Here is a 25,612-nt window from a genome sequence, read left to right on the forward strand (position 1 = left end):
AAGTGTCATGAATGGGTCGTTCAGGACGTTTTTCGTCCTGAACGACCCTTTCATGACATCCCGCTGACCACCGACATCACGCGGTCCGGCGACGCACCACCAGCACCAGAAGCAGTCCGGCGCCCAGCAGCACCAGTCCCCCGAGCAGCCAGACGCCGCTCTCGACACCGGTGGAAGCCAGCGCCGAGTCCGGCCGGTACTTCACATCGGGCACCAGGTCGTCGGAGCCGGAGCCCGAGCCCGCACCAGGACCCGTACCGGGCCCGGAACCACCCGGCAGGTTCGCGCACGAGGCACCGAGCGTCACCGCGGCCTCGTCGAGCACCTCGCCGACCTTGTAGAACTTCGCGAACGCCTCAGCGTTGCCCAGGGTGACCTTGACCCCGGCGACGCTCAGCACTCCCGCGCCCTCGGTGGTCTTCGCCGCCGAAAGGTCGAGCGACGCGAGCTCGACACCCGGCTGGTTGATGGGAGGCGACGGCGCCCCGCTGGTCGTCTTCAGCTCGACGTCGGCGTAGAGCGTGCCCTTCCCCTGCGCCACGACCACCTTCGGCCGTCCGATCGACAATTCGAACGAGTGACTCGGATAGGCGAAGGTCACCTTGCCCCGGAACTGCGTCGTGAACTCGCTCGCCGACTTGTACCGCGCGCTGTCGAAGCCCCACCGGTAGGCCCCGCTCGGCGGCCCCGTCCCGTCGATCTTGTCGATATCGGTGACCTCGACACCGTCCGAAGCGGTGATCGACGTGCCCGAGCCGGTCGCGACGTAGCGGCGGAAGCTCTGTTTGAAGCCCCACAGCAGGTTTCCCTGCTTCGCGGAATCCGGGGTCAGCACACACGCCGAGGACGTCGTCGAGGTCGGAGCCGAGGTCGGCATCGAACTCGTGGGCACCGAACTGGTGGGCTGAGTGGAAGTGGGTGCCGGGCCGCTCTTGCCGGGGAAGGCGATCCGGCCCGTGTCGAGGGCGTCGCCCTCCTTGTAGAAGTCGGCGAACGCCTCGGCGCCCTCCTTGGTCAGTTTCGCCGACTCGATGTCGACGACGACGCCGTCCCCCACCTGCTGTGGCGCCTTCAGCGTGAGGTCGGCGAACACGACGTCGGACGGCGGCCGCACCTTCTGGGGCGCGGTCTTGGTCCCGTAGAAGGAATACCCGATCTTGGCGGTGAGCCTCCCGGTGCCGTCACCGGCGATGGCGATCCGGGGATCGGCGATGGTGAAGTCCCAGATCGTATGCGCTTCGAACGTGTAAGTGACCTGACCGGTGTAGGAGGCCGTGCCCTTGCCGGAGTCCCACGTGGACGATCCGTACTTCCAGTGGTACGGGAACGGCTCGGCGTTCGGCGCCGAGGGGTCCAGCGTCGCCCCGTTCGACGGCGTCACCGTGCCGCCCCGGGTGATGTAGCTCCGCCAGGACTGCCTCACGCCCCAGCCGAGACCGGCCGCGGTGTCCCCCGGTCCCGGATCCGGATCGCCGATCCCGGTGAACTTCACCGGGGTCGTGCTGTCCCAGGTGAGCGCCGGGGTGTCCCAGCCGAAGACGAAGACGCTGAACGGCTGCGTCTTAGCGCTGTAGGTCGTGCCGCTCGCGACGTACTCGGCCTTGACCGTGACCGCGTACTCCCAGTTCCCGTCGTCGTCCACCGGGATCTGGGTGCCGACGGCCCCCTTCTTGATCAGGCGGCTGACCTGGAAGTCCTTACCGGCGCGGTCGCGGACGTCGGCTTTCGCCGGGCCCACGCGCAGGCCGAAGCCCTTGCCGTCGTTGGCGGCCGGGTCGAATCCGGTGCCCTTGACGACGATCTTCGTGCCCGCCGGATCGAGTCCGGCGCTCGGCGTCACGGTCACCTTCGGCGTGAACGGGTCGGCGGCGATCGCCGGAGTGGCGGCGATTCCGGCGACCAGCGCCGCACCCGCGAGCGCGGCGCCCCATCTTCGCAAGGACACTTCATTCACCTTCCGCGTTTCGGGTCCGCTTGCGGGCCCGGATCAGGGGGACGGCGAGCGCGGCGATCAGCACCACGCCCGCCACGACGGCGATCCACCACCACGAACCGGATTCCCCGCTCTGCGCGGCCGGTTTCGGAACCGGCACGGCCGTCGGTGATTCCACTGTGGACGAAGGTGGCGCCGAAGAGGACGCCGGCGCCGCGCCGGAGGAAGGCGGCGGCGCCGACGAAGCCGGAGGAGGGGGTGGCGGCGCGGCGGCCTGGGTCGTGGGCGCCTTGGGCACCGCGAACGTCACCGGGGTGAAGGTCTCGTTGGTGGCGTTGACCACGCCGTGCGCGCCGACCGTGATCAGTCCGCATCGGACCTTCAGGCAGTCGACGTCGACGACCTTCCCGGTCCGGTCGGCTGCCTTGAACCGTGCGCCGGGAATCACCAGTTTCGCCGACCACGTCCCGTTCGCGGCGAGCTCGCCGTTGGCCGCGGACGCGGTGTCGCTGCCGGGGAAGGCCAGAAAACGCTGGAAACCGTTGTTGTCCTTGGCTTCCTTGTCTTTGACGTACCGATACGTCTCGCCGGCCGCCCCGCCCTGGCTCGGTTGCCAGGCGCCGTCGGCGACCCAGCCGAACAGCAGGTAGATCCCGCCGTACCCCTTCGGCACGGACTGGAAGCCGGTTCCCTTGACCTGTAAGGAGGTCGCGTAGTCCGGGTCCGCGGAACCGGGTGAGAAGGTCACGGCCGCACCCGCCGCGGCGGCGGGCACGGGTGCGGCGAGCACGAGCAGCCCGGCTGCGACGGCCACTCTCATCAGCTGTTTCATCGGCGCTCCTCGGCCGCTCGGTGGGGCAGGACGATCGGTTTCCCGGTACGGGGATGGGTGAGGACCTCCACGGGATGCCGGTAGACCTCGCTGAGCAACGTCTCGGTCAGCACCTCGGCGGGCGTGCCCTCGGCGGCGAGTTCCCCTTCCGACAGCACCGCGACCCGATCCGCGTACGCGGCGGCGAGGCCGAGGTCGTGCAGGACGACGAGCACCGCGTCCCCCGCCTCGGCACGCGCCGTAGCGAGGGTGAGGATCTCTTCGCTGTGGCGCAGATCCAGCGCGGCGGTGGGTTCGTCGAGCAGCAGGACTCCCGCCCGCTGGGCGAGCACCCGCGAGAGCGCGGCCCTCGCCTGCTCTCCGCCGGACAACGTGGTGAACCGGCGTCCGGCGAACCCGGTCATCCCGGTCGCCTTCAGCGCGGCCGCGATCTCGGTCTCGTCGAAGTCCTCGGCTTCCGTTCCTTCCCAAGGGGTCCGGCCCATCCGCACGACGTCGGCGACGGTGAACGGGAAGGTCACGGTGTTCTGCTGCGGCAGGACCGCGCGCAACCGCGCGAGTTCGATCCCGCTCCAGCCGCCCAGCTCCCTCCCGGCGACGAGGACACGTCCCGAATCCGGGCGGAGATCCCCGGCGAGGAGCCCGAGCGTGGTGGACTTGCCCGCGCCGTTCGGACCGACGACCGCGAGGACCTCGCCCGCGCGCACCCGCAGCGAAACGTCACGGAGCAGCGGTTTCCCGTCGACCGAGTAGGAGACGCGGTCGAGTTCGGCACCGCGTTCCGCGGGCTGGGGCAAGGCGTTTTCACGCCGGGAGAAGAGCTTCATGCCCAGCCCCCCGAACGCCGCCGGGTGCGCAGCAGGAGCCAGAAGAAGAACGGCCCGCCGACGAGCGCGGTCAGCATGCCGATCGGCAGATCCGCGTAGGTGAACAGGGTTCTGGCGCCGAGATCCGCCGCGGCGAGCAGCAGCGCGCCGCCGAAGAGGCTCGCCGGGATCAGCACGCGATGCCCGGGACCGAGCAGCATCCGCAGCCCGTGCGGCACGATCAGCCCGACGAATCCGATGATCCCCGAGTACGAGACGGCCGCCGCCGCCATCAGCGCGACGATCACGACCGCGCCGAGCCGCAGCTTCTCGACGTCCACACCGAGATGCCGGGCCTGCCGCTCCCCGAGCGCGAGGAGGTCGAGTTTCCGGGACAGCGCGATCGACACCGCGACCCCGACGGCGGCCGGCGGCAGCACGGTCACGACGTACGGCCAGCGCGAACCGGCCAGGGAACCCAGCTGCCAGAACACGATCTGCTCGCGGGCGGCCTGGTCGGCGGAGAACATCAGGAACGAGATGATCGCCATCGTGACGGCGTTGACCGCGACACCGGTCAGGATCAGCGTGACCACCTCGGAGCGCCCGCGCGACCGCGAAAGCGCGTAGACCAGCAGCGTCGTGACGAGCCCGCCGGCGAACCCCAAGGCCGGGGTGGTGAAAGCACCGAGGAACGTCCAACCGGCCACAATGGACAGACTCGCGCCGACGGCCGCGCCGGACGAGACGCCGACCACGGCCGGTTCGGCGAGCGGGTTGCCGTACACGCCCTGCATCACCGCGCCGCAGACCCCGAGCACCCCGCCGACCAGCAACGTCATCACCACGCGGGGGAACCGGACCTGCCACAGCGCGCCCTCGGCGAACGGGTCGAGCCGTGTTTCCGCGAGCCCGATCCGGTGCAGCACGGAATCGAAGACCCGCGACAGCGGGATGCCGAACTGCCCGCTGCCCGCCGAGACGAGCGAAATCGCGACGACACCGGCGATGAGCACGGCGAACACCGCGGTCACCTTGACGCCGCGGTTCATCCGGCGTCGCCCGGCGCGTAGAGGGCCCGCGCCAGCGCGTCGAGCACCCCGGCGGTGAGCGGCCCGAAGCTCAGGATCTGCGAGTCCGCCATGTCGACGACGCGGCGATGCTGCCCGGCGGGTGTCTGCGCCACCCCGGGCACCTGGAGCGCGCCGTCGACCCCGCCGACGGACTCGAGCCCCTTGGTCATCATGAGGATCACGTCGGGCCTGGCCTTGGCCAGCGCCTCCGGGTTGACCGGGCGCATGCCCTCGATCCCCGCTTCGGTGGCGACGTCGACAGCGCCGAGCGCGCCGATCAGCGAATCGGCGCCGGATCCCTTGCCGAACAGGTGATACACGCCCGCCTGCCCGCGCATGTACAGGAAGACGACGCGAAGTTTGCGGGCCGGATCGGCGGGAGCGAGCTTCGCGATCTCCGCCTTCTTGGCGTCGACGTCGGCCGCGAGCCTGGTCGCGAGGCTTTCGCCCGCTTCGGAAACGCCCAGCGCGGCGGCGACCTGGCGGACGATGTCGCCGACGTTGTCCATCGAGCGCTTCGCGTCGACGACGACCACGGGCACCCCGGACGCGCGCAACTGGAGCACGACGTCCCAAGGGCCCAGCGTCGTGTCGGTGATCACCACGGTCGGGCGCAGCGCCAGGATCGCCTCGGCGTTGAGCCGGTGGCCGTTCACGGTGACCAGCGGCAGGTTCCTGGCCGACGGAAAACCGGTGGAGACGTCCCGGCCGACGACGTTGCCGCCGAGGCCGAGACCGAACACGGTCGCGGCGAGGGTGCCGGACATGTCGAAGGCGAGGATCCGGCTGGTGTCGGTCACCGTGACCGGCGTGCCCTGGTGATCGGTGACCGACGCCGGGAGGTGCCGGATCGCCGGTTTCTCTCCGGTGATGTCCGCCTGTGCGAGCCTCGCGGTGCTCGGACCGGCGTGGGTTTTCGGCTCCGGCAGGGGCGTGACCTGCGAAAGCGGTCGCGGATCGGCACCGGTTCCGGCCGCTTTCGTGGTCGCCAGAGGTGGCGACGAGCAGCCGCTGACAACGATGGCGAGGAGCAGAGCGACCGCGGGCAGCAACCCCCTTGACAACATTAGGCAAGGCTAACCATATTTACCGATAGATAGGTAAGCCTTGCCTAAGGCTGTGACCTCCTTGTGATCGAAGGGAACTTCCCATGTCGAAGAGATCGGTCCTGCTCCGCGCCGCACTGGTCACGACCGCCGCGACCGCGGCCGTCACCGCGCTCGCCGCCCCCGCCTCGGCCGCGCCGGGCAGTGCGACCCACAACGGCAAGACCCTCTCCGCCTCCAACGCCACCGGTCTCGCCGCGGCCGGCGAGACCATCACCGTCACGGGCAGCGGGTTCAACTCCGCGGAGGGCTACTACGTCGCGCTGTGCGCCGTGCCCGAGGACTACAGCTACGGCACCAAACCGAGCCCCTGCGCGGGCGGCGACGGCCAGGGCGGCACCGGTGTCGGCCCGTCCGCCTGGGTGACCAACTTCCCCGGCGGCTCCTCGCCGATCGCCTCGAACGGCACCTTCACGACGCAGATCCGGATCGCCGAGGTCAACAGCGGCCTCGACTGCTCCAACCCCTCGGTGACGTGCGCGATCATCTCGCGCCGCGATCACTTCGCCTCGAACGACCGGAACTCGGACGTCTTCATCCCGGTCTCCTTCTCCTGACGCGGAGAGTCACCGGCCCTCCTTCGATGACCGCCGTCACATCGCCTTGACCTCCAGCTAACTGGAGCTAGCAGGGTGGGTTTCAGGCAGTGGCCCGACCGGGTACTGCCAGTAAGAACGGGTCGTTCCACCTGGGGAGAATCGCGGCGCCCCCGGTCGCCGCAAACGGGTGAAGACGACTAAGTTCGTCCTTGGAATCTTGTGTCGAAGACAGAAGGAGGGCCGATGGCCCGCTACGTGCTCCCCGATCTCGACTATGACTACAGCGCTCTGGCGCCGCACATCTCGGGCGAGATCAACGAGCTGCACCACAGCAAGCACCACGCGACCTACGTCAAGGGCGCGAACGACACGCTCGACAAGATCGCCGAGGCCCGCGAGGCCGGCAACTTCGGTGACATCGTCGGCCTCCAGACCACGCTGGCGTTCCACCTCGCCGGGCACGCCAACCACGTCGTGTGGTGGAAGATCCTCTCCCCGGAAGGCGGCGACAAGCCGACCGGTGAGCTCGCCGCCGCGATCGACGAGGCGTTCGGCTCCTTCGACAAGTTCAAGGCGCAGTTCACCGCGGTCGCCACCACCATCCAGGGCAACGGCTGGGCCGCCCTCTCCTGGGACCCGATCGGCAAGACGCTGATCACCCAGCAGCTGCGCGACCACCACAACAACCTGGTCCTGCCGACCACGCCGATCCTGCTGGTCGACGTCTGGGAGCACGCGTTCTACCTGGACTACAAGAACGTGAAGCCGAAGTACGTCGAGGCTCTCTGGAACATCTTCAACTGGGCCGAGATCTCCAAGCGGTTCGACAACGCCGTCGCCGGTGGCAACGGCCTGCTGCTCGGCTGACCTCTCGCCACGAATCGGGGCCCTCCTTCGAAGGAGGGCCCCTTTTCAGTGCTTGACCTCCAGCGAAGTCGAGGTGTGAAGGTGGTCGCATGGACGTCGCCGCTTACCTCGATCGCCTCGGGCTGGACCGCCCCGCCGCCGCGGACGTCGCCGCGTTGCGGGTGCTGCAGGAACGTCACCTCGCGGTGGTCCCGTTCGAGAATCTGAGCATCCACCTCGGCGAACCGATCGTCCTGGACGCCGACGCGCTGTTCGACAAGATCGTCCGACGTCGCCGTGGCGGGTTCTGCTACGAGCTCAACGGGCTCTTCGCCGCGCTGCTGCGGGAACTGGGTTTCGACGCCGAGCTGAGGTCGGCGAAGGTGTTCCGGAAGGACGGCACCCTCGGCCGGCCGTTCGACCACGCGCTCGTCCACGTCGAGCTGGACGAACCCTGGCTGGCCGACGTCGGCTTCGGCCGGTTCAGCCGGTTCCCGCTGCGTCTGTCCGCCACCGAGCCGCAGGCCGACCCGGACGGCGAGTTCCTGTTCCTCGACGCGCCCCATGGCGACATCGACGTCCTCCTGGACGGCGAGCCCCAGTATCGGATCGAGCGGCGGCCGCGGGCGCTGGACGAGTTCGTCCCGACGGCCTTCTGGCAGGCGACCTCGCCGGACTCGCCTTTCACCCAGGGACCGACCTGCTCGCTGCCGGGCAAACACGGCCGCGTCACGCTGGCGGGTGACAAGCTGATCGTCACGACCCACGGCGTCCGCGAGGAGATCAGGCTTTCGAGTGATCAAGAGATCCTGGACGCCTACCGGAAGGAGTTCGGGATCGGACTCACCCGAGTGCCGGAACGGCCTTGACCGGATCGGCGCCGTTCATCGACCATGAACCCCCGGAATGAACGAAGCCCCGCCGCCGGGGGTAACCCGGTTGCGGGGCTTCGTCCGTTCCCGAACTGACTGCCGCTCCCACCACGAAGCGGACATGTATGAGGTTAGCCTAACCTCATCTACTCGGGCAAGGGGTTCGCCTGAGAGACCCCGATCTCACCCGTCCGAGTGACTGGAGGATTCGGGACGTTGAGCGTCCTGATTCAGATGGACGACACGCGGGCGCGGCGCCGGCGATCAGCCAGTCGCCCGCCATGTCGGCGTTGAGCGTCGTGTAGACGAACAGCCCGGCGTAGACCGTCGTCGCCGGCACCCCGAGCGAGGGCGTGATCACGACCTTGCGGGCGGAGACGGGTTTGCCGCCCACGAAGGGGATCCAGCGTGGCCAGGTCTCGCCCCACGGCTGGACGAGACCGAGAGCCAGGAAAGCGACGGCTTCGGAGAACACGGCGAGGAACACCAGGTAGAGCGATCCCCAGCCGGGCGTCTTCAGGGCGTCCAATTCGGACTGTGCCAGGCCGAACGGATCCCCACGGCCAGCCCGAGCCGCCAGACGCCGGACGGGGAGATTCACCAGGGCGACGGTGTGCGCCGACCACTTCGCCCACCTGGGCACTCCGGGAACGCTGCGGAACACTGTGCCGCTCATGGCTCAAGCCACTAACCAGCGCTGACCGAAGTCTACCTGCCGGATCCACCCATCGAGTTGGCGTTTCGCCGGACAGCGGGCCCCCGACGGGCTAGCTTCACCCCGTGGCCACCCCGAACGACTACCGCGCCATCGCGCGCCGGACCGACCGTCCGATGTGGATCTGGGCGGGCTGCGCGCTGACCAGTGTCCTGTTGCTGTTCGGCGTGGGCATCTTCGTCGCGATCACCCTGCTGAACCGGGGCGACTCCGGTTCGGAAGCCGAGCTGCCGGACGTCTGGCCGTCCAAGCCGGAGAACGCGCTCCGTCCGGTCTCGATGCCGACGGGCGAGATGGTGGCCGCGCTGACGAGCGAGACCGGCGCCCAGGTGCTGTGCCAGGCGATCCCGCAGCAGCGCTGGGAGGAGATCCTCGGCGGCCGCACGCTCCTGGAGGCGGGCGGATCGTGTCACGCGGTCACCGCGCAGCTCGACGTCACCGCCCAGATGGTCCCCGCGCTGCCCGAGAACACGAGCCGCGGCGTGCCGACCAGGACGACCGTCGCGGGCAAGCTCGCGGTCATCGCCACCGACCTGGGCGGCACCAGTCTGGGCGTCGAACTGGTCGAGGTCGCGCCGCACAACGGCGCGTCGCCGGTATTGAACGTCTCCGTCCGCGGCCGGACCGTCAAGGCTCCCGAGGCGGAGGGCAAGGCGAAGGCACTCGCCGAGGCACTGATCGCGGGCGCGACGCCGCCCGGGCCGCAGTTGCCGAAAATCGGCGAAGACGGCGAGATCCCGCCGCAACAGGTCGAAGCCGGGGCGCTCAAGGACAAACCGCTTCCCGTGATGTCCTGGCTGCTGTGCGGAGAGCTCGGCCGCGCGCTCGGCGTCCCCGCGGACAAAGCGAAACCGACGTTCTTCGCCTCCTGCGAACTGAACGGCGTGACAGCGGATTACAGCGAGCTGTCGTCGACCGTCAAGCCGACCACGACCATCGCCGGGCTGCCCGCCCAGGTCGACGGACGCGGCGTGTTCGTGCGGCTCACCGGCGATCCGGACGGGCAGACGCTGAAGTTCAAGGGCCCCGGCGATCTCCCGGCTCTCGCCGAAAAGATGGTTCCGCCGCTGCTCGGCCGCTAAGCGCGGTAGTTCGACAGGAGGTCGCGAAGCAGCGTCTCGTACGCCTTCCGGTCGAACCGGGCCACGGCGAAGGCGAACTCCTGAGCGGAGTCGAAAGGCTCGTAGTCGTACTGCCAGCCGTACGCCCGCCACTCGACCACGTCGTCACCGAGGACGACCTCGACGCTGTAGCCGCCGCAGCCGAGATCACCGCACATCGGGCAGAACAGCAACGCGACCCGGCCGTCGTCGAAGTCGCCGGGCAGGTCACCCAGCAGCCGTGACAGGGTCGCGACGGCGGTTTCGCGCCACCTGTCGTCGTCCAGGAACAACGGCGTCTGGTGCTGTGTGGGATCCATGTCGCGCAGCGCGACGCCGTCGATCGTCCAGTCCAGGAACCGGGCCTCACCGTCGTTCCACCGGGTCACCGACGGTTCGACGCCGAGTCTGTTCACACTCGCTCCCTCTTCAGCACGCGCAGCCCGTTCCCGAACCGCCGCACCGGCAGGCTCACCCCACCGCGCCGGATCAACACGACAGCACAGGCTATCGCGGCGAGCGCCGAGATCGCGCCGCCGATGTAGAACGGCGAGCGGCCCCCGAAGGCGTCGGCCATCCAGCCGGTCATCGGCCCGCCGATCGGGTTGCCGCCGATCAGCACCAGCACGTACAGGCCCATCACTCGGCCGCGCATCTCCGGGCTGACCGCGGTCTGCACCAGCGCGTTCGCCGTGTTGAGGAAGGTGATCGTGGCGTAGCCGAGCGGGATCAGCGCGAGGCCGAAGGTCAGGTACGTCGGCATGAACGCGGTGATCACCTCGAACGCGCCGAGCAGGAACGCCGAGATCAGCAGCAGCCGCACGCGGGGACCGCCGCGGGTGTTACGGCGGGCCGACATCAGCGCGCCGGTGAACGTGCCGACGGCGACCAGCGTCGACAGCAGGCCGTAGCCGTCGGCGTTGGTGTGGAAGACGTTCGCGGCGACGATCGGCAGCGAGGTGAAGTACGTGATGCCGAACGTGCTCACGAAGAACACCAGCACCATCACGGTCATCAGGTCACTGCGCCGCCGGACGTACCGCAGCCCTTCGACGAGCTGCCCCTTCTCGCGCGGGATGGCCGGACCGCGGAAGAGCTTGTCCGGGTTCATCATCACCAGCGCGGTGATGACGGCGCCCGTGCTCACCGCGTTCGCCATGAACAGCCAGCCGGTGCCGACCCAGGTGATCGCGAACCCCGCGATGGCCGGGCCGACGATGCGGGCCATGTTGAAGATCGAGGAGTTGAGCGCGACGGCGTTGGTGACCTTGTCCCGGCCGACCATCTCGGCGACGAACGACTGCCGCGCCGGCACTTCCAGCGAAGCCGTACAGCCCAGTGTGAAGCAGAGCAGGTAGACGTGCCAGAGCGCCGCGATCCCGCTCAGGTCGAGCGCGCCGAGGACGACCGCCTGCGCCAGCACGGCGATCTGGATGCCGATCAGCAGCCGCCGCTTGTCGACGCGGTCGGCCAGCACCCCGGCCCACAGCGAGAGGAACAGCGTGGGCGCGAACTGCAGGGCGACCGCGATGCCGAGCGCGATCGGGTCGTTGCCACTGAGGGTGAACACCAGCCAGTCCTGCGCGATGCGCTGCATCCAGGTGCCGATGTTCGAGATGACCTGGCCGGTGAAGAACAGCCGGTAGTTGCGGACCTTCAGCGAGGAGAACATGCTCCCGCGCGGCTTCTCGCGCACGGGAGGTGGCGGCGGTGGAGCGGGATTCCGGGTAACGGTGGTCTTGGAAGGACACTCTGTTTCGTTACCCGTGGTCGTCACCGCTGTTAGTTCCCCGCCATCCTGTCGATGATCTCGGAGGCACGAGAGAGCACTTCACGTTCTTCGGCGCTCAACTCCGCCAATTGCTTGTCCAGCCAGATCTCCCGCGCGGTGATCTGCTCGATCACGTAAGCCCGGCCGCGATCGGACAACTCGACGATGGCCTGACGGCCGTCCGTCGGATGCGGCCTGCGCTCGACGTAACCCATCTCCTCGAGCGCGGCGATCACCCTCGTCATCGAGGGCGGCTGGACGCCTTCCTTCGCGGCGAGCTGGCCAGGGGTCAGCGCACCGCATTTGTGCAGCGTCGACAACGCGGACACCTGGGTCAGCGAGATGCCGTCACCGGCACGCTGGGCCCTGAGTCGTCGATTGAGCCGCACCACCGCGAGACGCAGGCGGCTCGCCAGTGAGCGCTCGTGCGTGTCTCCGGACATATAGTTAGCATACCTCACGATCGGATCCTCAGCCCGTGAGATCGCCCACGGGTGACATAACCGCCGGTCAGTTGAACGCCGCCTGAATGGGACCGACCGCGAAATAGGCCACGAACATGGCGGCGATGGCCCACATCAGCGGGTGGATGCCCTTCGCCCGGCCGGAGACCGCGCGGAGCACGACGTAGCTGACGAAACCGGCGCCGATGCCGTTCGCGATCGAGTAGGTGAACGGCATGACCACGATCGTCAGGAACGCGGGCAGCGCGACGGTGAAGTCGGCGAAGTCGATCTCCTTGACCTGGCTCATCATCAGCGCGCCGACGACGACCAGCGCCGGAGCGGCGGCCTCGACCGGGACCACCTGATACAGCGGGGTCAGGAACATCGCGGCGATGAAGAGCACGCCGGTGACGACGTTCGCGAGCCCGGTCCTGGCGCCCTCCGCGATCCCGGACGCGGACTCGACGAAGACGGTGTTCGAACTCGACGACGCGAAGCCGCCGGCCACCGCGGCGGTGCCGTCGACGAACAGGGCCTTGCCGACGTTGGGGAGCTTGCCGTCCTCCGGGAGGAGACCGCCCTCCTTGGCCAGCCCGGTCATCGAGCCCATGGTGTCGAAGAAGTCCGCCAGCACCAGGGTGAACACCAGCAGCACGACGGTGATGATCGGCAGCCGCGTCCAGGCGCCGAAGGAGACTTCACCGACCAGCGAGAGGTCCGGCAGGCCGAGGACCTGATCCGGCAGCGCCGGGTAACCGAGGTTCCAGCCCAGCGGGTTCACGCCCTTCGACGGACCGACCTTGGTGATCGCTTCGACGACGATCGCCAGCACGGTCGAGGCGAGGACACCGATCAGGATCGCGCCCTTGACCTTCTTCGCGACCAGGATGCCGGTGACCAGCAGGCCGACGACGAACACCAGCGTCGGCCACGACGCGATCGAGCCGTCGATGCCGAGCCCCACCGGCACGGTCGTCTTCGCCTCATCCGGGACGCGGCGGACGAAGCCGGCGTCGACCAGGCCGATCAGGCAGATGAACAGGCCGATGCCGACGGCGATCGCCGATTTGAGCGGGGCGGGCACGGCGTTGAACACCGCGGTCCGGATCCCGGCGAAGACCAGCAGGACGATGACCAGGCCCTCGATCATCACCAGACCCATCGCCTCGGGCCAGGTCATCTGGGAGGCGAAGGTGACCGCGATCAGGCTGTTGATGCCGAGGCCGGTGGCGATGGCGAACGGGTAGTTCGCGACCAGCCCCATGATGATGGTCAGCACCCCGGCGACCAGCGCGGTCACCGCGGCGACCTGCGGCACGGGGAGGATGTTGCCGAGGACGTCCTTGTGCGCGCCCGCGTCGTCGGCGGCGAAGCTGCCGATGATCAACGGGTTGAGGACGACGATGTAGGCCATCGTGAAGAACGTGACGATGCCGCCGCGGATCTCCCGCCCCGGTGTCGAGCCGCGCTCGCTGATCTTGAAGAACCGGTCCAGTGTGGACCGGGTGCGCTGCTCCGCCATCGCGTACCACCCTTCGCCCGTTGCCGGGTACCCTTCCCCACGTGGGCGAATCGATCAATTCCGGGGAAGTAAACGGTTCATTGCGGCCAACGCCGGAGCTGCCGAAGCGGCTGACCGACCTGACGCCGGTCGTAATCGTAGGTACCGCGCTCTGGGCCGTCGCGACAGTGGTCCTGTTCTTTGTGACCGACGGCATCTGGGTGCAGACGGCGTTCTCCGGCCTCGTGCTCGGCTTCATCGGCCTCGCGATCATCGCGTGGCAGCGCGCCGCCGCCCGGCGCGGCTCGAAGAGCGCCCAAAGGCTCTAAGAGCGCTCAGCGCCTCTGGGTTCCCGCGCTCAGCGCCTCTGGGCTCCCGCGCTCAGCGCCTCTGGGCTCCCGCGTTCAGCGCCTCTGGGCTCCCGCGTTCAGCGCCTCTGGGCTCCCGCGTTCAGCGCCTCTGGGTTCCCGCGCTTCGTCCTGCGAGGTGCCCGCCGCCAGGGGTAGGTGGCCTCGTGGGGATGTCGCGAAAGCCACTTTCGGGACGTCTGATGTCTCGAAAGTGGCTTTCGCGACACCGAAAGCCGGAGCGCGGACGAGTGCGTCAACACGACACCTTTGCCTTACCTCTCAACGAGTTCCCGCGTTCAGCGCCCCTGGGTTCCCGCAATTAGTCACCTGTTTGCGTCAGTTGAGGAGCGCCGAGGGTGAGGGGTCTTCGAGCAGCGCGGTGAGGACGTGCCGGTCGGCCCAGCGGTCCGTGGCCCAGGCGAAGGCGCGTCCCAGGCCCTCCGGGGTGTCGGCGGCGTGCAGCCTGCCGTCGGACCACCACGCGACTTCGTGCTCCGCGTCCTCGAAAGTCACCGTCAGCGCCTCGTGCAGCAGCACACCGCCCTCGGGCAGTTCGACGCCCAGCTGATCGGCGGCCAGCCGCAACGCGGACAGCTCGGTCCACGGCACGTACTCGCCGTCCTCGGTGACCTTGGCGTCGAGACCGCTCGCCACCGGCAGGTCCAGCAGCTCCGCCAGCGCGACGGCACCGCTCGCCGCGACGACCATCCGCTCCGGAGTCAGCACGGCGGCGAACCACGGCACGTCGAGCACGACGGCGTCGCGGGCGTCGACGGCCGAACCGTCCGCGGCCCGGACCCGATCCGGCGCCGCGACGTCCACTGTGTACTCCGCGAGCGCCGCGTGCGCGCGGGACGCGAGCCCCGGGCTCACCTTGCGCTCGGGATCGCCCAGCCGGTCCAAGAGATCTTCGACGTCTTCGGCGTCCGTTCCCAGCTCCGTCCGGACTCCGGCGGCGAGCAGGATCTCCTTGCTCAGCCCCGAATCCGGGACGACGTCGTAGAGCCCGGTCAGCGCCGCTGCTTCCGGCATGCGCCAATCGAGCGGCACGTGCCCGTCCAGCAGCGCGTATCGCGCGAGCCACCAGCCGGTGTGCCCGCCGGGTTCGGTGAGGGCGCGCCAGGTTTCGGGCCGGGCCGCGAGCAACCGCAGCGCCTCCGGCCAGGCGTCGTCGCCGACGAGGTCGAGATCGCGCACGGCGAGCACCCGTGACGGCGGACGCTCCCGCGAATCCCACCAGTCGTGCTCGTCGGGCAGCCCGTGCTCGGGCTCCAGCGGTTCGTCGTCGGTGATGATCGCGAACGAATCGAGGACGCCGACCGCGACGAGCGTGGCGACCGGCCAGTCCTCGGCGAATTCCTCGTCCAGCACGGACAAGGCGCCGTCTTCCTCGAACACCTCGGGGTCGAAGATGTCGCCCAGCGGCGACGTCGGCAGGACGAGTTCGTCCGCGCGCCGCCAGCCGTCCTCGCTCGGCAGAGCCAGCGCGCCCGCCCATTCGGGGGCTTCGTCGCCGACTTCGGCGATCAGGCGGAGGACCGCGCCCGCGAGGGCCATACCGTCCAAACCGGACCGGACGTCTTCGGCGCTGCGCTCGACGGCGGCGCTCAGCGCGTCGGCTTCGAGCAGGTCACCAGCCTCGGCATGCTTGGCGCCCAAGCGTTCCAGCAACGGATGCGCCGCGGCCGGATGCACCAGCCGCAGGCCGATGATGTCCACATCGGACAGAAGTTCGAGCAGTTCCGCCGAACCGCCGACGAGCAACGCGTCACGCACACCGGGCAGGGTGCGGCCGTCCGACATCGGCACCGGCAGGGCACCGAGGTCGTCCTTGGTGAGGTCGTGCGCTTCGAGCGCCGGGAGAAGGACGTCGTAGAGCGAGCGCCACCACGCCGGTTCGCGCTGGGCGCCGGTGAGCAGTTCGATGGCCTCGGCGGGCGTGAGCGACTGCGCGCCGACGGCGCGAAGGTCCACACCGGACAGTGAGATCAGGCCAGGCACGATATCCGCCAGCAGTGGCGCGAAACCCGGCACATCGACCGAGAGCACCCGCGCCCGGCGACCGGGAAGGTCGTCGCCTTCCTGCGCCGGGAGCCAGGGCAGCTCGGCCAGGTTCTCCAGGATGGCTTCCCGCAGCGTTCCGTCCACGGTGGAACGCGGGAAGGTCGCCCCGGGGACGAGCGTCAGCCGTTCCTCGGCGGGCAAGGAACAAACAAGAGAGACGTACTCGCGCGCGGCGTTCTTCAGCGCCGCCGTCAGGTCCGGACCCGGCAACGCGCGACGCCGGGACGGCTCGATCGGCAACGTCGCGATCAGCCTCGCGGGCAGGGAGAGCTCGTCGTCGGTGGGCGTCGGAGCGTGCAGGACGTCGTCCCCGAGCGGCCTCGGCGAACCGGACGCGTCCAGCGGGACGGCCCACACGACGTCGCCGCGATGGACCTGCCAGCGCTCGGCGGAACCGTCCGGCGACGAAAGTTCGACGACGCCGTCCCTGACGTCGGCGCGACGCCGAACACCGCCTTCGACCTCGATGCTTTCCAGCCAGGACAGCGCGAGCAGGAGATCGCCGATGTCGTTCTTCAGATCCGCCAGCAGCGCGGCGACGTCGACGCCCTCGCGCAGCGGAAGCCGGACCTCGGTGGTGAAGCCTTCGGGCACCGGGGGTTCGCCGTCCTGGACCGGCCACGGAAGCCGGAGCACGGGAACGTCGCCGGCGCGGCCGGCCTCGGCGCGCGTGCGTTCGGCGGAGAACGCGACCCCGCCGGTCGCCGAGACGATCCGCGGTTCGGCGGAAACCGTGAGCACGGCGGCGAACCCGACGCCGAACCGGCCGACGGTCTCTTCGCCCTTGCCGGAAGCGCGAAGGGAGGCAAGGGATTCGACCCCGCGGGCGTCCAGCGGCGCGCCCGTGTTGGCGAACCTCAGTTCACCGTCCACAACGGACACCCGGAGCCTGCCGCGCTCACCCGCGGCCAGCGCGGCGTCGGCGGCGTTCTGCGCGAGCTCGACGAACAGCCTGTCCCGGTAACCACCGACGCGCAGATCGTTCTCGGTGTTCGTGTCCTCGGTGAACCGCGTCGGCGAATCCGCCCACGCGCGCAGGACGGCGGCACGTAACCGCTCGGTGCCGAACGGGTCAGTGCTCACTGGCGCTTTCGGCCTCGGCCTGCGCCGCGACGACGGTCTCGGTGTCGGTCTCGGGCTCGGCTGCCTCGGGCTCGACCTCCGGCTGGACCTCGGCGGTCTCGGGGACCTCGGCCACCGGGGCCTCGGACTCGTCGACGACCGTGGCCTCGGCGGGCTCGGGCTCCGGCTCGGCGGGCGCCTCGGGCGCGGGCTCGAAGTCCATCAGCGAGTCGTCGTAGACCAGTTCCGCCACCGGCACCGACGAGGTCACCTCGACCTCGATCTCGGAGTGCGCGCCGCAGCCGTACCCGACGTCGACGACGTGGCCGTCCGCCGGGGAGATGTCGTTGGTGCACGCGCCGAAGGCCGCGCTGAGCGACCCCGCGAGCGACACGAAGAACCCGCAGCTCCCGCACACGTCCGGCGCGCTGCGCGCCATGTCGGACCGCGGGCCGAACTCACCGCCGTGCCAGCGGGCGGCGGCGTCGAGCCTGCCGTGCCGGGACAGCACGTGGACCCGGCCGAGACCGGTCTCCTTGGCGACCGCTTCGACCGCGGGGTCGTCGGACTCCAGGTACGCCGGGGCGAGCCGGGGGTCGTCCTTCTCCACCGGGAAGATGTCGCCGACGCCGAGGTCGCCCGCCTGGACGCGGCGGTCCCACGGCACCCACGCCGGCGCGACACGCGCGTCCGGACCCGGGATGAGCACGACCTCGCTGACGGTGATCGGCTCGTCCTCACCGGCGAGCGCGACCGTCACCGACCAGCGCCAACCGCGATAACCCGTCACGATCGCCTCGAACAGGTGACTCGCGGAAACCGCGTCCTCCCGGTCCACGCCGACGTGCCCGCCGACCTGTTCGGCACCGGCGTCCTCCAGCACCGCCGCGCGGGCCAGATCGACCGCCTCGGCGAGTTTGCGCTGGATAGAGCCGTCGTCCAGGGTCAACAGCAGGGTCATGCCCCCATTCTGCCGCACGCGATATCGCGGTCCGTGTCAGGCTGTCCGCGTGCGCACGCTGATGACCACATCGCTCCTGCTGGCCGCCGTCCTCGGGGGCTGCGCCGCCGCGCCGGTGAGCGACGCCGCGCCGCCCGCGCCGGAGAAACTCAAGGTGCGGGTGCTCTCGGCGCTGCCCCACGACCCGGCCGCCTTCACCCAGGGCCTGGAGTTCTCCGGCGAGACGCTGTACGAGGGGACCGGTCTGGTCGGGAAGTCGTCGCTGCGGGCCGGGCCCGCGGGCGCGGCGCCGACGGTCCGGCAAGAACTGCCGGGGCTGTTCGGCGAGGGCATCACCGTGCTCGGGCCGACGGTCTGGCAGATCACCTGGCAGGACGGCGTCGCGATCGAACGCGACGCCAAGACCCTCGCCGAGCGCAGGCGCGTCACCTACACCGGCGAAGGCTGGGGTCTCTGCCACCAAAACGGCAGGCTGGTGATGAGCGACGGCTCGTCGAAGCTGACCTTCCGCGATCCCGTGTCCTTCGCGCCGACGGGCGGTGTCGACGTCGGGCGCGACCAGCTGAACGAGCTGGAATGCGTCGGGGACTCGGTGTACGCGAACGTGTGGCAGACCGACCGGATCCTGCGGATCGACGCCGCCTCCGGGCGGGTCACCGGCGAAATCGACGCCTCGGGGCTCCTCACGGCCGAAGAGCGGGGGTCCGCCGACGTCCTCAACGGCATCGCGGCGGTCCCCGGGACCGACGAATTCGTGATCACCGGCAAGCTCTGGCCGAGGATGTTCCGGGTGAAGTTCGTCCCGAACACCTAGAAAGCAGTGGTGAACGCGCGAAGCGACCCCCGAGTAAGGCAGGATTGACTGGTGGGAATCTTCGGCTCGAACTCTGGACCCGACGGCACGCGTTCCGGCCGGTCGGGCAAGGAGCGTGGCCGCAAGAGCAAGCGCAAGTGGACACCGGAGCCCGGCGCTCCCCAGGCACGCAGCTGGTCCGCGCCGCCGCCGACCCGGGTCGACCAGCAGCCGGTGCCACCCGCGGCCCGCCCCCAGCCCCGCTACCAGCCGCATCCGGCCGGGCCGACCGCCGACGAGGCGCGCACCGGCGCGATCCCGATGGGACACCAGCCGCCGCCACCCCGGCCACCGCACACCCCTCCCCGGGGAGCGCGGCCGTATCCGGATCCCTCGCAGCGGCAGACCGAACCCGTCCGGCGTCGTCCGGGCGGGTTCTACGACGACCACCCGCCCGGCAGCGGCGAGTACGAGCACTACGACACCGGTGGTTACGCGGGCGAACCGCGGGAAACGCAGGAGCCGGTCCAAGAGCACCCGACGACCGCGGTCCCGCCGCGGGCCGGGTCCCTGCCGAAGATGCCGAAGAAGATCACGGTCACCCGGGTCGCGGCGATGCGCAGCCGTCAGCTCACCGGGCAGGCCGTCGACGCGTTCCAGCGCGCGACGAAGGCGGACGGCGCCGACAAGTCGGGGCTGACCTCGCTGACGTACGCCGTGATGCTGAACTACGCCAGCGACGCAGCGATGGCGATCGCGCTGGCCAACACGCTGTTCTTCGCCGCCACCAGCGGCGAGAGCAAGGGCAAGGTCGCGCTCTACCTGCTCATCACGATCGCCCCGTTCGCGCTGGTCGCACCGGTGATCGGCCCGGCGCTGGACAAGATCCAGCGCGGCCGCAGGCTTGCGATGTGCGTGGCCTCGGCGGGGCAGGCGCTGATGGCCGTCGTGATGGCGCTGCACTTCGACGACTGGCTCCTGTACCCGGCGGCGCTGGGCATGATGGTGCTGTCGAAGTCGTTCACCGTGCTCAAGTCGGCGGTGACCCCGCGGGTGCTGCCACCCGAGATCACGCTGTCGAAGACGAACGCCCGGCTCACCGTGTTCGGCCTGGTCGCTGCCGGTGTGTTCGGCGCGCTGGCCAGCGGTTTCAACGCGTTGTGGGGTTCGCAGGGCGCGCTGTGGTTCACCATGGCGATCTGCGTCGCGGCCGCGGTGCAGTCGATGCGGATCCCGTCCTGGGTCGAGGTCACCGAGGGCGAGGTCCCGGCGTCGCTGTCCGCACATCCGGAACGGCGGGTCAAGAAGCAGCGCCAGCCGATGGGACGGCACATCGTCGTCTCGCTGTGGGGCAACGGTTCCGTCCGGGTGCTCACCGGGTTCCTGATGATGTTCTCCGCGTTCGCGGTGAAGGCGCAGACCGAGGGCAGCGGGCAGAGCCCGTTCAACCAGCTGCTGCTGCTCGGCGTCATCGGCGCCGCGGCCGGGGCGGGCGGGTTCCTCGGGAACGCGCTGGGTTCGCGGCTGCACTTCGGCAAACCGGACCAGGTGATCCTGGCCTGCGTCGGGGCCTGTCTCGGCATGTCGGTCATCGCGACCGTGGCGGCCGGACTGGCGACGGCGGCGATCGTCGCGCTCGTCGGCGCGACCGCGAGCGCGCTGGCGAAGATCAGCCTCGACGCCGTCATCCAGGAAGACCTCCCGGAGGAGTCCCGCGCGTCGGCGTTCGGCCGGTCCGAGACCGTGCTGCAGATGTGCTGGTGCCTCGGCGGCGCCGTCGGCCTGCTGTTGCCGCCGACGTACTGGATCGGGTTCCTGGTGGTGTCGATCCTGCTGGCCGTCGGGTTCACGCAGACGTTCATGGTCCGGCGCGGCACCTCGCTGGTCCCGGGGCTCGGCGGCGACCGGCCGCTGCGCCCGCAGCCGACCAGCGACTCGCCGATCCCGCCGATCCCCTCGGAGGCCGGTGACTCCCGGTGGCGGCCGGGCTCGTAATCTGCACCGTATGCGGCGACTTCGTATTTTGGCCCTGCTCGCGGCGGGTGGTTTCGTGGTGGCCGGTTGCTCGGCCCCCGGCCCCGAAGAGGTGACCTTCTTCGCCGACGGGAAGACGGTGAACGTCGCCCCGCTGGCGTCGTGCGACATCAAGAGCGCCCAGTGCACCACCCGGCCCGACTCCGCAGGCAAGCTGCGCATCCGGCCGGGGAAGCCGGTGCAGATCTCGGTGCCGAGCGCGATCGCGGAAACGCCGTGGAAGGTCACGGTGCAGTACGTGAACGCCCAAGGCGAGCCGCAGGAGCTCAAGCAGGACATCATCACGTCGCTGGACCGGTTCGCCTACACCGTGACGACGCCGAAACCCGACGACCAGATCCTCGTCGTCGAGGTCGCGCAGGCTTCGGTGATCAGCCAGACCGGGCGTCCGGAGGACGCGGAGGCGATCACCACGGCGATCTGGTCGCTGCAGGTCGAGGCACCGGCCGTCTGAGCCCGATGTCATGAAAGGGGCTTTCAGGACAAATTTTGTCCTGAAAGCCCCTTTCATGACACTCACGAGAGCGCGGCCGATCAGGGATCGAGGTCCCGGGCGACGGCGCGCATGATCTCGGCGATCTGCTTGGTGTGCTTGCGGTCCGGGTAGCGGTTGCGCCGCAGGTCCGGCTGCACCTTGAGTTCGAGCAGCTTGATCATGTCCTCGATGAGCCCGTGGAGCTCCTCGGCGGGACGGCGGCGCGCCTCGGCGACCGAGGGCGGCGGATCCAGCAGCCGGACGGAGAGTGCTTGGGGGCCGCGGCGGCCGTCGGCGACACCGAACTCGAGGCGCTGGCCCGCCTTGAGCCCTTCGACGCCCTGCGGCAGCGCGGCTTTGCGGATGTAGACGTCGGCGCCCCCATCCTGGGTGACGAAACCGAAACCCTTCTCCGCGTCGTACCACTTGACCTTGCCGGTCGGCACTTTCCTCACCATTCCTTCGCTGTCCCGCTCACGACGAACGCGCCCGGGGGCGTACCCAGGGCGCGCGTCCCATAAGCGTATCTCGACACATGCCCTGTGGAGAAGCGGATACCGGCGGATACCCTCTGGTTCATGGAGACCGCAGTTAAGGAGGCCGCTGTGGCCGTCCCCGAAAAGCCGCGTAAACCGATCCTCATGCGCGTGGGCATCGGCCTTTTCGCGCTCGGCATGATCGCCGTCACAGCGGTTTTCGTCATGTTCGCCGCCGGGCTGGAGAACCTGCCGGTCTGGCTGTCCGCCGCGGCGGGCGTCGTCACCCCGCTGGGTCTGGCTCTCGGCTTGATCGCCCTGGTGCGCGAAGCCCGCCGAAAGAGCTGAACCAGCCGGGGAACTCGGTCAGCGAGTCGAACACCACGTCGGCTCCCTCGGCGAGCAGCTCGTTCTTGGTGCACGGGCCCGTCGTGACCCCGACGGGCACCGCGCCGGCCGCCAGCGCGCCGCGGACGTCGCCGAGGTGGTCGCCGACGTAGACCTGGGCGCCGTGCTCGGTGAGCGCGGCGGCCTTCTGCGTCGACCAGAGCTCTCCGACCAGGACGTCGACCTCCATGCCGAGGGCGTCCAAGTGGAGTTTCGCGTTGGGCCCGTACTTCCCGGTGACGACGACGGTGCGCCCGCCCGCCTCGCGGACCGCGTGCAGGGCCTCCGCCGCGCCGGGCAGCGCGACCGTCACCGGGACGACCGTCTCCGGGTACATCGCGCGGAACCGCGTCACCAGCTCGGGGATGCGCTCCTCCGGCGCCCCGAAGCCGCGCAGGCTGTCGTCGAGGGGCGGGCCGAGGTTGGCCGCGAAGAACTCGCCGTCCAGTGGCAGGCCGGATTCCTCGCCGAGCGCGTTCATCACCGCGACCATGCCCGGCCGCGGATCGATCAGTGTCATGTCGAGGTCGAACCCCACGGTGATGCCCACCAGGTCACGGTAGCCGCCGCCACCGCCTGATTTACACGGGCCGGGTTTCCGTCAACGCCTTTGACATAGACGCGATCTGTGTCAAGCTGGGATTGTGGGCGAGATCACGAACTTCTCCGATCGGACCAAGGCCTCCCTGCGGGAGGCGCTGCTCGACGCGGCCACCGAGCTGCTCACCGAACACGGCTACACGGCGCTGCGGATGGCGGACGTCGCCGCGCGCGCCGGGGTGAGCAGGCAGACCGTCTACAACGAATTCGGCAACAAGGCCTCGCTCGCCGAGGCCGTGGTCCTCCGGACGACGTCGGAGTTCCTGGAAGGCATCCGGCTGCGCGTCCAGGACGCGCGGCACCTGCTCGACGGCATCCGCGAGGCCGTCGTCTACACGATCGAACACGCCGGGGAGAACCGCCTGGTCGCCGCCGCGTTGGGCACCGGAGCGGGCGAAGACCTCCTGCCCCTGCTCACCACCAAGGGCGAACCGATCCTGGCCGCGGCCACCGAGGTCGCGGCCGGGCAGTATCGCGAGTTCGAGCCGTCGCTGTCCCCGGAATCCGCCGCGCTGCTGGCGGAGACCGTCGTGCGGCTTTCCCTGTCCCACCTCGTCATGCCGACGCATTCGGCCGACGAGGCGGCGGCCTCGGTCGTCGCCGTGCTGGCGCCGTCCATCCGGGCGCTGATCACCGATTCGAAGGAGACCTCGTGACCGACACGCTTCCCGAGCTGCGGACCGGTTTTTCCTCGTTGCGCGAGGGCGGGCTGAACTGGGATTCGTTCCCGCTGCGGCTGTTCGCCAAGGGCAACAAGAAGTTCTGGAACCCCGCCGACATCGACTTCTCCCGTGAACGCGAGGGCTGGGACACGCTCAACCCGGAACAGCAGCGGTCGACGACGTATCTGGTGGCGCAGTTCATCGCGGGCGAGGAGGCGGTCACCGAAGACATCCAGCCGTTCATGCGGGCGATGTCCGCGACCGGCCGTTTCGGCGACGAGATGTACCTGACGCAGTTCTGTTTCGAGGAGGCGAAGCACACCGAGGTGTTCCGCCGCTGGATGGACGCCGTCGGGCTGACCACGGACCTGCATCCCTACGTCGCGGAGAATCCGCACTACCGCAAGCTTTTCTACGAAGAGCTGCCGAATTCGCTGCGCGCGCTGGAGGCGGATCCCAGTCCGCTCAACCAGATCCGCGCGAGCGTCACCTACAACCACGTCATCGAAGGCAGTCTCGCGCTGACCGGGTACTACACGTGGCAGCTGATCTGCACGCAGCACGACATCCTGCCGGGCATGCAGGAGCTGATCCGCCGCATCGGCGACGACGAACGCCGTCACATGGCCTGGGGCACCTTCACCTGCCGCCGCCACGTCGCCGCGGACGACTCGCTGTGGGACGCGGTGCAGCAGCGGATGGGCGAACTGCTTCCCCACGCGCTGAACATGATCCAGTGGGTGCAGGACCAGTTCGAGGAGATCCCGTTCGACAACGATCCGCAGGAGATCATCCAGTACGCGGCGGACCGGGCGCAGCGGCGCCTGGGCGCGATCGAGTCCGCGCGCGGGATGCCGGTGGAGCAGATCGACCTCGACTACTCGCCGGAGAACCTCGAAGAGACCTTCGGCGAGGAGGACGCGAAGGCGATCGCCGAGGTCGCCGCCAACTCGGCTGCCTGAGCTGAAGGGCGCTTTCCCCGCATCGCATGCGGGGGAAGCGCCCTTCAGCCCCCTACTTGGCGGGCCAGTAGACCGCGTGCCAGCGGCGGTTCTCGTTGTAGGACATACCGATGATCGTCCCGTTCGCCCCGACGCGGGTCGCGGTGCTGTAGTCGCCGCCCGGCAACGCGCCGAGGACCGTTCGCGTGCCGCGGGCGTCCCACTTGGTCGCGATGCTGTTCTCCAGTCCCACGACGGTCCCGCCGCGATCGACGTCGTTGCCCATGCCGCGCTCCGCCGAAAGCGTCGTCCGCGCTCCCGCCCGATTCCACTTGACCGGGCTTTCCGTCCCGAAGACCAGATAGCCGCCGCCGGCGACCACTCCGGAGTCGTTGACCGCGTTCGCCCAGGCCGGATCCCGCTCCGGCCAGCCGAGCCAGGTCATCCGCCCGTCGCGCTCCCACCGCACGGGTTTCTGGTTCCCGCCGGCGTCCGCGGCGCTTCCGACGATCACCCCGGACTCATTCATATCCGTCCCGGTGCTGTCGGGATTGCCCGGCGAGAGGTCCGTGATCGCCCCGGCCAGGTTCCAGCGCACGACGTGGTTGCGGCCCTCGGCGTCGGACGCCGTCCCGCCGATCGTCCGGCCGTCCTCGGTGATCCACCGCGCGTCGCTGTACCTGCCGCCCGGCAGCCCGCCGAGATCCACGACCCCGCCGTCCGGGTTCCAGCGCACGGCGTGGATCGTCCCGTCCGCCGCCCTCGCGGCACCGACGACGACCCCGCGCTCGGTGATCGCGTTCGCGGCCGCGTAGTCGCCGCCCGCCAGGTACGGCAGCGCGGTGACCGTGTTGTCCGGCGCCCACTTGACCGCCGCCTGGTTCCACGCGGCGTCCTTGTGCGCCCAGCCGACCGCGACCCCCCGGTCGTTGATGTCGACGGCCTTGCCCTGTTCCCCGCCGAGGGTGGGCAGCGCGGTGATCCCGCCCCGCGCGTCCCATTTCGCCGCGTGATCCTTGATCTGCGGCTCGTACGGTGTCGACGAACCGACCATGACACCGGCGCCGTTGATCGCGAGGACCTGGCTGAACGTGTCGCCCGGCAAGGTGCCGAGATCGACCGGCGCCGCCGCGGGAGCCGCCGCGGCCGCTCCCGGCACGAGCAGCGGCAGGGCCGCCAGGGAAACCCCCAGGGCGAGAACTCTTCTGCTTCGCTTGAGTGACATGCTTTCTCCCCTTCGCGGCGGTTCGGAGTCGCCGCGTAGAGG

General features: G+C 69.7%; 26 protein-coding genes. 11 read left to right on the forward strand and 15 right to left on the reverse strand.

The features are described from left to right. Nucleotides 1-76: 76 nt before the first annotated feature. From AB0N89_RS30530 to AB0N89_RS30550, 5 genes are read right to left on the reverse strand one after another with little or no spacing between them, the layout of a single operon-like run. Complete coding sequence (locus AB0N89_RS30530) at nt 77-1,945, reverse strand: HtaA domain-containing protein (protein ID WP_364211481.1); 1,869 nt, start codon at nt 1,943-1,945, stop codon at nt 77-79. A gap of 1 nt (nt 1,946) precedes the next feature. Further along, complete coding sequence (locus AB0N89_RS30535) at nt 1,947-2,765, reverse strand: hypothetical protein (RefSeq protein ID WP_364211484.1); 819 nt, start codon at nt 2,763-2,765, stop codon at nt 1,947-1,949. Continuing rightward, the gene (locus AB0N89_RS30540) at nt 2,762-3,592 is read right to left on the reverse strand and encodes a heme ABC transporter ATP-binding protein (protein ID WP_364211487.1); all 831 of its coding nucleotides are present in this window, start codon (nt 3,590-3,592) and stop codon (nt 2,762-2,764) included. The genes AB0N89_RS30535 and AB0N89_RS30540 overlap by 4 nt, the downstream gene beginning before the upstream one ends. Beyond that, nucleotides 3,589-4,623 carry an iron ABC transporter permease gene (locus AB0N89_RS30545; RefSeq protein WP_364211490.1) on the reverse strand — a complete coding sequence of 345 codons (1,035 nt, stop codon included), beginning with the start codon at nt 4,621-4,623 and terminating at the stop codon, nt 3,589-3,591. The genes AB0N89_RS30540 and AB0N89_RS30545 overlap by 4 nt, the downstream gene beginning before the upstream one ends. Then, nucleotides 4,620-5,711: an ABC transporter substrate-binding protein gene (locus tag AB0N89_RS30550; RefSeq protein WP_364211493.1), complete on the reverse strand. Its 1,092-nt coding sequence runs from the start codon at nt 5,709-5,711 to the stop codon at nt 4,620-4,622. Before AB0N89_RS30550 ends, AB0N89_RS30545 begins: the two co-directional genes overlap by 4 nt. A gap of 83 nt (nt 5,712-5,794) precedes the next feature. On the opposite strand from AB0N89_RS30550, the gene AB0N89_RS30555 reads away from it, so the two are divergent. From AB0N89_RS30555 to AB0N89_RS30565, 3 genes are all read left to right on the forward strand, one after another. Beyond that, nucleotides 5,795-6,307, forward strand: coding sequence for a hypothetical protein (locus AB0N89_RS30555; protein WP_093933198.1), 513 nt, complete (start codon nt 5,795-5,797; stop codon nt 6,305-6,307). A gap of 225 nt (nt 6,308-6,532) precedes the next feature. Next, nucleotides 6,533-7,156 (forward strand): superoxide dismutase, encoded by a 624-nt coding sequence (locus AB0N89_RS30560; protein ID WP_364211496.1) that lies wholly within the window; start codon nt 6,533-6,535, stop codon nt 7,154-7,156. A gap of 89 nt (nt 7,157-7,245) precedes the next feature. After that, complete coding sequence (locus AB0N89_RS30565) at nt 7,246-8,004, forward strand: arylamine N-acetyltransferase (RefSeq protein WP_364211499.1); 759 nt, start codon at nt 7,246-7,248, stop codon at nt 8,002-8,004. Between the two features lie 145 nt (nt 8,005-8,149). On the opposite strand, the gene AB0N89_RS30570 is transcribed toward AB0N89_RS30565, so the two are convergent. After that, the gene (locus AB0N89_RS30570; protein ID WP_364211501.1) at nt 8,150-8,683 is read right to left on the reverse strand and encodes a hypothetical protein; all 534 of its coding nucleotides are present in this window, start codon (nt 8,681-8,683) and stop codon (nt 8,150-8,152) included. Between the two features lie 104 nt (nt 8,684-8,787). On the opposite strand from AB0N89_RS30570, the gene AB0N89_RS30575 reads away from it, so the two are divergent. After that, nucleotides 8,788-9,804: a hypothetical protein gene (locus AB0N89_RS30575; protein ID WP_364211504.1), complete on the forward strand. Its 1,017-nt coding sequence runs from the start codon at nt 8,788-8,790 to the stop codon at nt 9,802-9,804. Here the strand turns inward: AB0N89_RS30575 and AB0N89_RS30580 are convergent. The 4 genes from AB0N89_RS30580 to AB0N89_RS30595 all read right to left on the reverse strand — a co-directional run bounded on the left by AB0N89_RS30580 (nt 9,801) and on the right by AB0N89_RS30595 (nt 13,561). Continuing rightward, nucleotides 9,801-10,238: a hypothetical protein gene (locus AB0N89_RS30580; protein ID WP_364211507.1), complete on the reverse strand. Its 438-nt coding sequence runs from the start codon at nt 10,236-10,238 to the stop codon at nt 9,801-9,803. The two genes, AB0N89_RS30575 and AB0N89_RS30580, sit on opposite strands and share 4 nt — an antisense overlap. Then, nucleotides 10,235-11,494: an MFS transporter gene (locus AB0N89_RS30585; RefSeq protein ID WP_364211510.1), complete on the reverse strand. Its 1,260-nt coding sequence runs from the start codon at nt 11,492-11,494 to the stop codon at nt 10,235-10,237. Before AB0N89_RS30585 ends, AB0N89_RS30580 begins: the two co-directional genes overlap by 4 nt. Before the next feature lie 110 nt (nt 11,495-11,604). Beyond that, the gene (locus tag AB0N89_RS30590; RefSeq protein WP_016337543.1) at nt 11,605-12,036 is read right to left on the reverse strand and encodes a MarR family transcriptional regulator; all 432 of its coding nucleotides are present in this window, start codon (nt 12,034-12,036) and stop codon (nt 11,605-11,607) included. Nucleotides 12,037-12,103: 67 nt separating this feature from the next. Further along, nucleotides 12,104-13,561: an NCS2 family permease gene (locus tag AB0N89_RS30595; RefSeq protein WP_364211513.1), complete on the reverse strand. Its 1,458-nt coding sequence runs from the start codon at nt 13,559-13,561 to the stop codon at nt 12,104-12,106. Nucleotides 13,562-13,641: 80 nt separating this feature from the next. On the opposite strand from AB0N89_RS30595, the gene AB0N89_RS30600 reads away from it, so the two are divergent. Continuing rightward, on the forward strand, nt 13,642-13,869 hold the full coding sequence (locus AB0N89_RS30600) for a DUF2530 domain-containing protein (RefSeq protein ID WP_039917556.1): 228 nt from the start codon (nt 13,642-13,644) through the stop codon (nt 13,867-13,869). A 357-nt stretch (nt 13,870-14,226) separates the two neighbouring features. Here AB0N89_RS30600 and AB0N89_RS30605 read toward each other — a convergent pair whose 3' ends face one another. Together AB0N89_RS30605 and AB0N89_RS30610 are read right to left on the reverse strand one after the other, a co-directional pair. After that, on the reverse strand, nt 14,227-17,037 hold the full coding sequence (locus AB0N89_RS30605) for a molecular chaperone Hsp90 (protein ID WP_364211516.1): 2,811 nt from the start codon (nt 17,035-17,037) through the stop codon (nt 14,227-14,229). Next, nucleotides 17,027-17,977 (reverse strand): DUF3027 domain-containing protein, encoded by a 951-nt coding sequence (locus tag AB0N89_RS30610; protein WP_364211519.1) that lies wholly within the window; start codon nt 17,975-17,977, stop codon nt 17,027-17,029. Before AB0N89_RS30610 ends, AB0N89_RS30605 begins: the two co-directional genes overlap by 11 nt. Nucleotides 17,978-18,026: 49 nt before the next feature. On the opposite strand from AB0N89_RS30610, the gene AB0N89_RS30615 reads away from it, so the two are divergent. The 3 genes from AB0N89_RS30615 to AB0N89_RS30625 are packed head-to-tail and all read left to right on the forward strand — an operon-like array spanning nt 18,027 to nt 21,258. Next, complete coding sequence (locus AB0N89_RS30615; RefSeq protein ID WP_364211522.1) at nt 18,027-18,791, forward strand: glutaminyl-peptide cyclotransferase; 765 nt, start codon at nt 18,027-18,029, stop codon at nt 18,789-18,791. Between the two features lie 51 nt (nt 18,792-18,842). Then, the gene (locus AB0N89_RS30620) at nt 18,843-20,765 is read left to right on the forward strand and encodes an MFS transporter (RefSeq protein ID WP_364211524.1); all 1,923 of its coding nucleotides are present in this window, start codon (nt 18,843-18,845) and stop codon (nt 20,763-20,765) included. 10 nt (nt 20,766-20,775) lie between these two features. Continuing rightward, entirely contained in the window at nt 20,776-21,258 is a 483-nt protein-coding gene (locus AB0N89_RS30625) for a DUF2771 family protein (RefSeq protein WP_364211527.1), read from the forward strand. 80 nt (nt 21,259-21,338) lie between these two features. Here the strand turns inward: AB0N89_RS30625 and AB0N89_RS30630 are convergent, their stop codons facing one another. Continuing rightward, nucleotides 21,339-21,725 carry a cold-shock protein gene (locus tag AB0N89_RS30630; protein ID WP_007033367.1) on the reverse strand — a complete coding sequence of 129 codons (387 nt, stop codon included), beginning with the start codon at nt 21,723-21,725 and terminating at the stop codon, nt 21,339-21,341. A gap of 132 nt (nt 21,726-21,857) precedes the next feature. On the opposite strand from AB0N89_RS30630, the gene AB0N89_RS30635 reads away from it, so the two are divergent. Continuing rightward, nucleotides 21,858-22,103, forward strand: a complete 246-nt coding sequence (locus AB0N89_RS30635; protein WP_077241208.1) for a hypothetical protein — start codon at nt 21,858-21,860, stop codon at nt 22,101-22,103. Here the strand turns inward: AB0N89_RS30635 and AB0N89_RS30640 are convergent. Further along, nucleotides 22,039-22,692, reverse strand: a complete 654-nt coding sequence (locus tag AB0N89_RS30640) for an HAD family hydrolase (RefSeq protein WP_364211531.1) — start codon at nt 22,690-22,692, stop codon at nt 22,039-22,041. The genes AB0N89_RS30635 and AB0N89_RS30640 overlap by 65 nt on opposite strands. Nucleotides 22,693-22,786: 94 nt before the next feature. On the opposite strand from AB0N89_RS30640, the gene AB0N89_RS30645 reads away from it, so the two are divergent. After that, nucleotides 22,787-23,398, forward strand: coding sequence for a TetR family transcriptional regulator (locus AB0N89_RS30645; RefSeq protein ID WP_364211533.1), 612 nt, complete (start codon nt 22,787-22,789; stop codon nt 23,396-23,398). Then, the gene (locus AB0N89_RS30650) at nt 23,395-24,366 is read left to right on the forward strand and encodes a R2-like ligand-binding oxidase (protein WP_364211536.1); all 972 of its coding nucleotides are present in this window, start codon (nt 23,395-23,397) and stop codon (nt 24,364-24,366) included. The genes AB0N89_RS30645 and AB0N89_RS30650 overlap by 4 nt, the downstream gene beginning before the upstream one ends. Before the next feature lie 52 nt (nt 24,367-24,418). On the opposite strand, the gene AB0N89_RS30655 is transcribed toward AB0N89_RS30650, so the two are convergent. Next, nucleotides 24,419-25,570 (reverse strand): hypothetical protein, encoded by a 1,152-nt coding sequence (locus tag AB0N89_RS30655; protein WP_364211539.1) that lies wholly within the window; start codon nt 25,568-25,570, stop codon nt 24,419-24,421. Nucleotides 25,571-25,612 lie beyond the last annotated feature (42 nt).

The sequence above is a fragment of the Amycolatopsis sp. NPDC089917 genome (assembly GCF_040684635.1).
In the GTDB taxonomy this organism is placed as follows: Bacteria; Actinomycetota; Actinomycetes; order Mycobacteriales; family Pseudonocardiaceae; genus Amycolatopsis.

Coding starts and splice junctions, on each gene's coding strand:
- AB0N89_RS30535 (WP_364211484.1), bottom strand. CDS start 2,765: ATGAAACAGCTGATGAGAGTGGCCGTCGCAGCCGGGCTGCTCGTGCTC.
- AB0N89_RS30540 (WP_364211487.1), bottom strand. CDS start 3,592: ATGAAGCTCTTCTCCCGGCGTGAAAACGCCTTGCCCCAGCCCGCGGAA.
- AB0N89_RS30545 (WP_364211490.1), bottom strand. CDS start 4,623: ATGAACCGCGGCGTCAAGGTGACCGCGGTGTTCGCCGTGCTCATCGCC.
- AB0N89_RS30550 (WP_364211493.1), bottom strand. CDS start 5,711: ATGTTGTCAAGGGGGTTGCTGCCCGCGGTCGCTCTGCTCCTCGCCATC.
- AB0N89_RS30555 (WP_093933198.1), top strand. CDS start 5,795: ATGTCGAAGAGATCGGTCCTGCTCCGCGCCGCACTGGTCACGACCGCC.
- AB0N89_RS30560 (WP_364211496.1), top strand. CDS start 6,533: ATGGCCCGCTACGTGCTCCCCGATCTCGACTATGACTACAGCGCTCTG.
- AB0N89_RS30565 (WP_364211499.1), top strand. CDS start 7,246: ATGGACGTCGCCGCTTACCTCGATCGCCTCGGGCTGGACCGCCCCGCC.
- AB0N89_RS30570 (WP_364211501.1), bottom strand. CDS start 8,683: ATGAGCGGCACAGTGTTCCGCAGCGTTCCCGGAGTGCCCAGGTGGGCG.
- AB0N89_RS30585 (WP_364211510.1), bottom strand. CDS start 11,494: ATGTTCTCCTCGCTGAAGGTCCGCAACTACCGGCTGTTCTTCACCGGC.
- AB0N89_RS30590 (WP_016337543.1), bottom strand. CDS start 12,036: ATGTCCGGAGACACGCACGAGCGCTCACTGGCGAGCCGCCTGCGTCTC.
- AB0N89_RS30595 (WP_364211513.1), bottom strand. CDS start 13,561: ATGGCGGAGCAGCGCACCCGGTCCACACTGGACCGGTTCTTCAAGATC.
- AB0N89_RS30610 (WP_364211519.1), bottom strand. CDS start 17,977: ATGACCCTGCTGTTGACCCTGGACGACGGCTCTATCCAGCGCAAACTC.
- AB0N89_RS30625 (WP_364211527.1), top strand. CDS start 20,776: ATGCGGCGACTTCGTATTTTGGCCCTGCTCGCGGCGGGTGGTTTCGTG.
- AB0N89_RS30635 (WP_077241208.1), top strand. CDS start 21,858: ATGGAGACCGCAGTTAAGGAGGCCGCTGTGGCCGTCCCCGAAAAGCCG.
- AB0N89_RS30655 (WP_364211539.1), bottom strand. CDS start 25,570: ATGTCACTCAAGCGAAGCAGAAGAGTTCTCGCCCTGGGGGTTTCCCTG.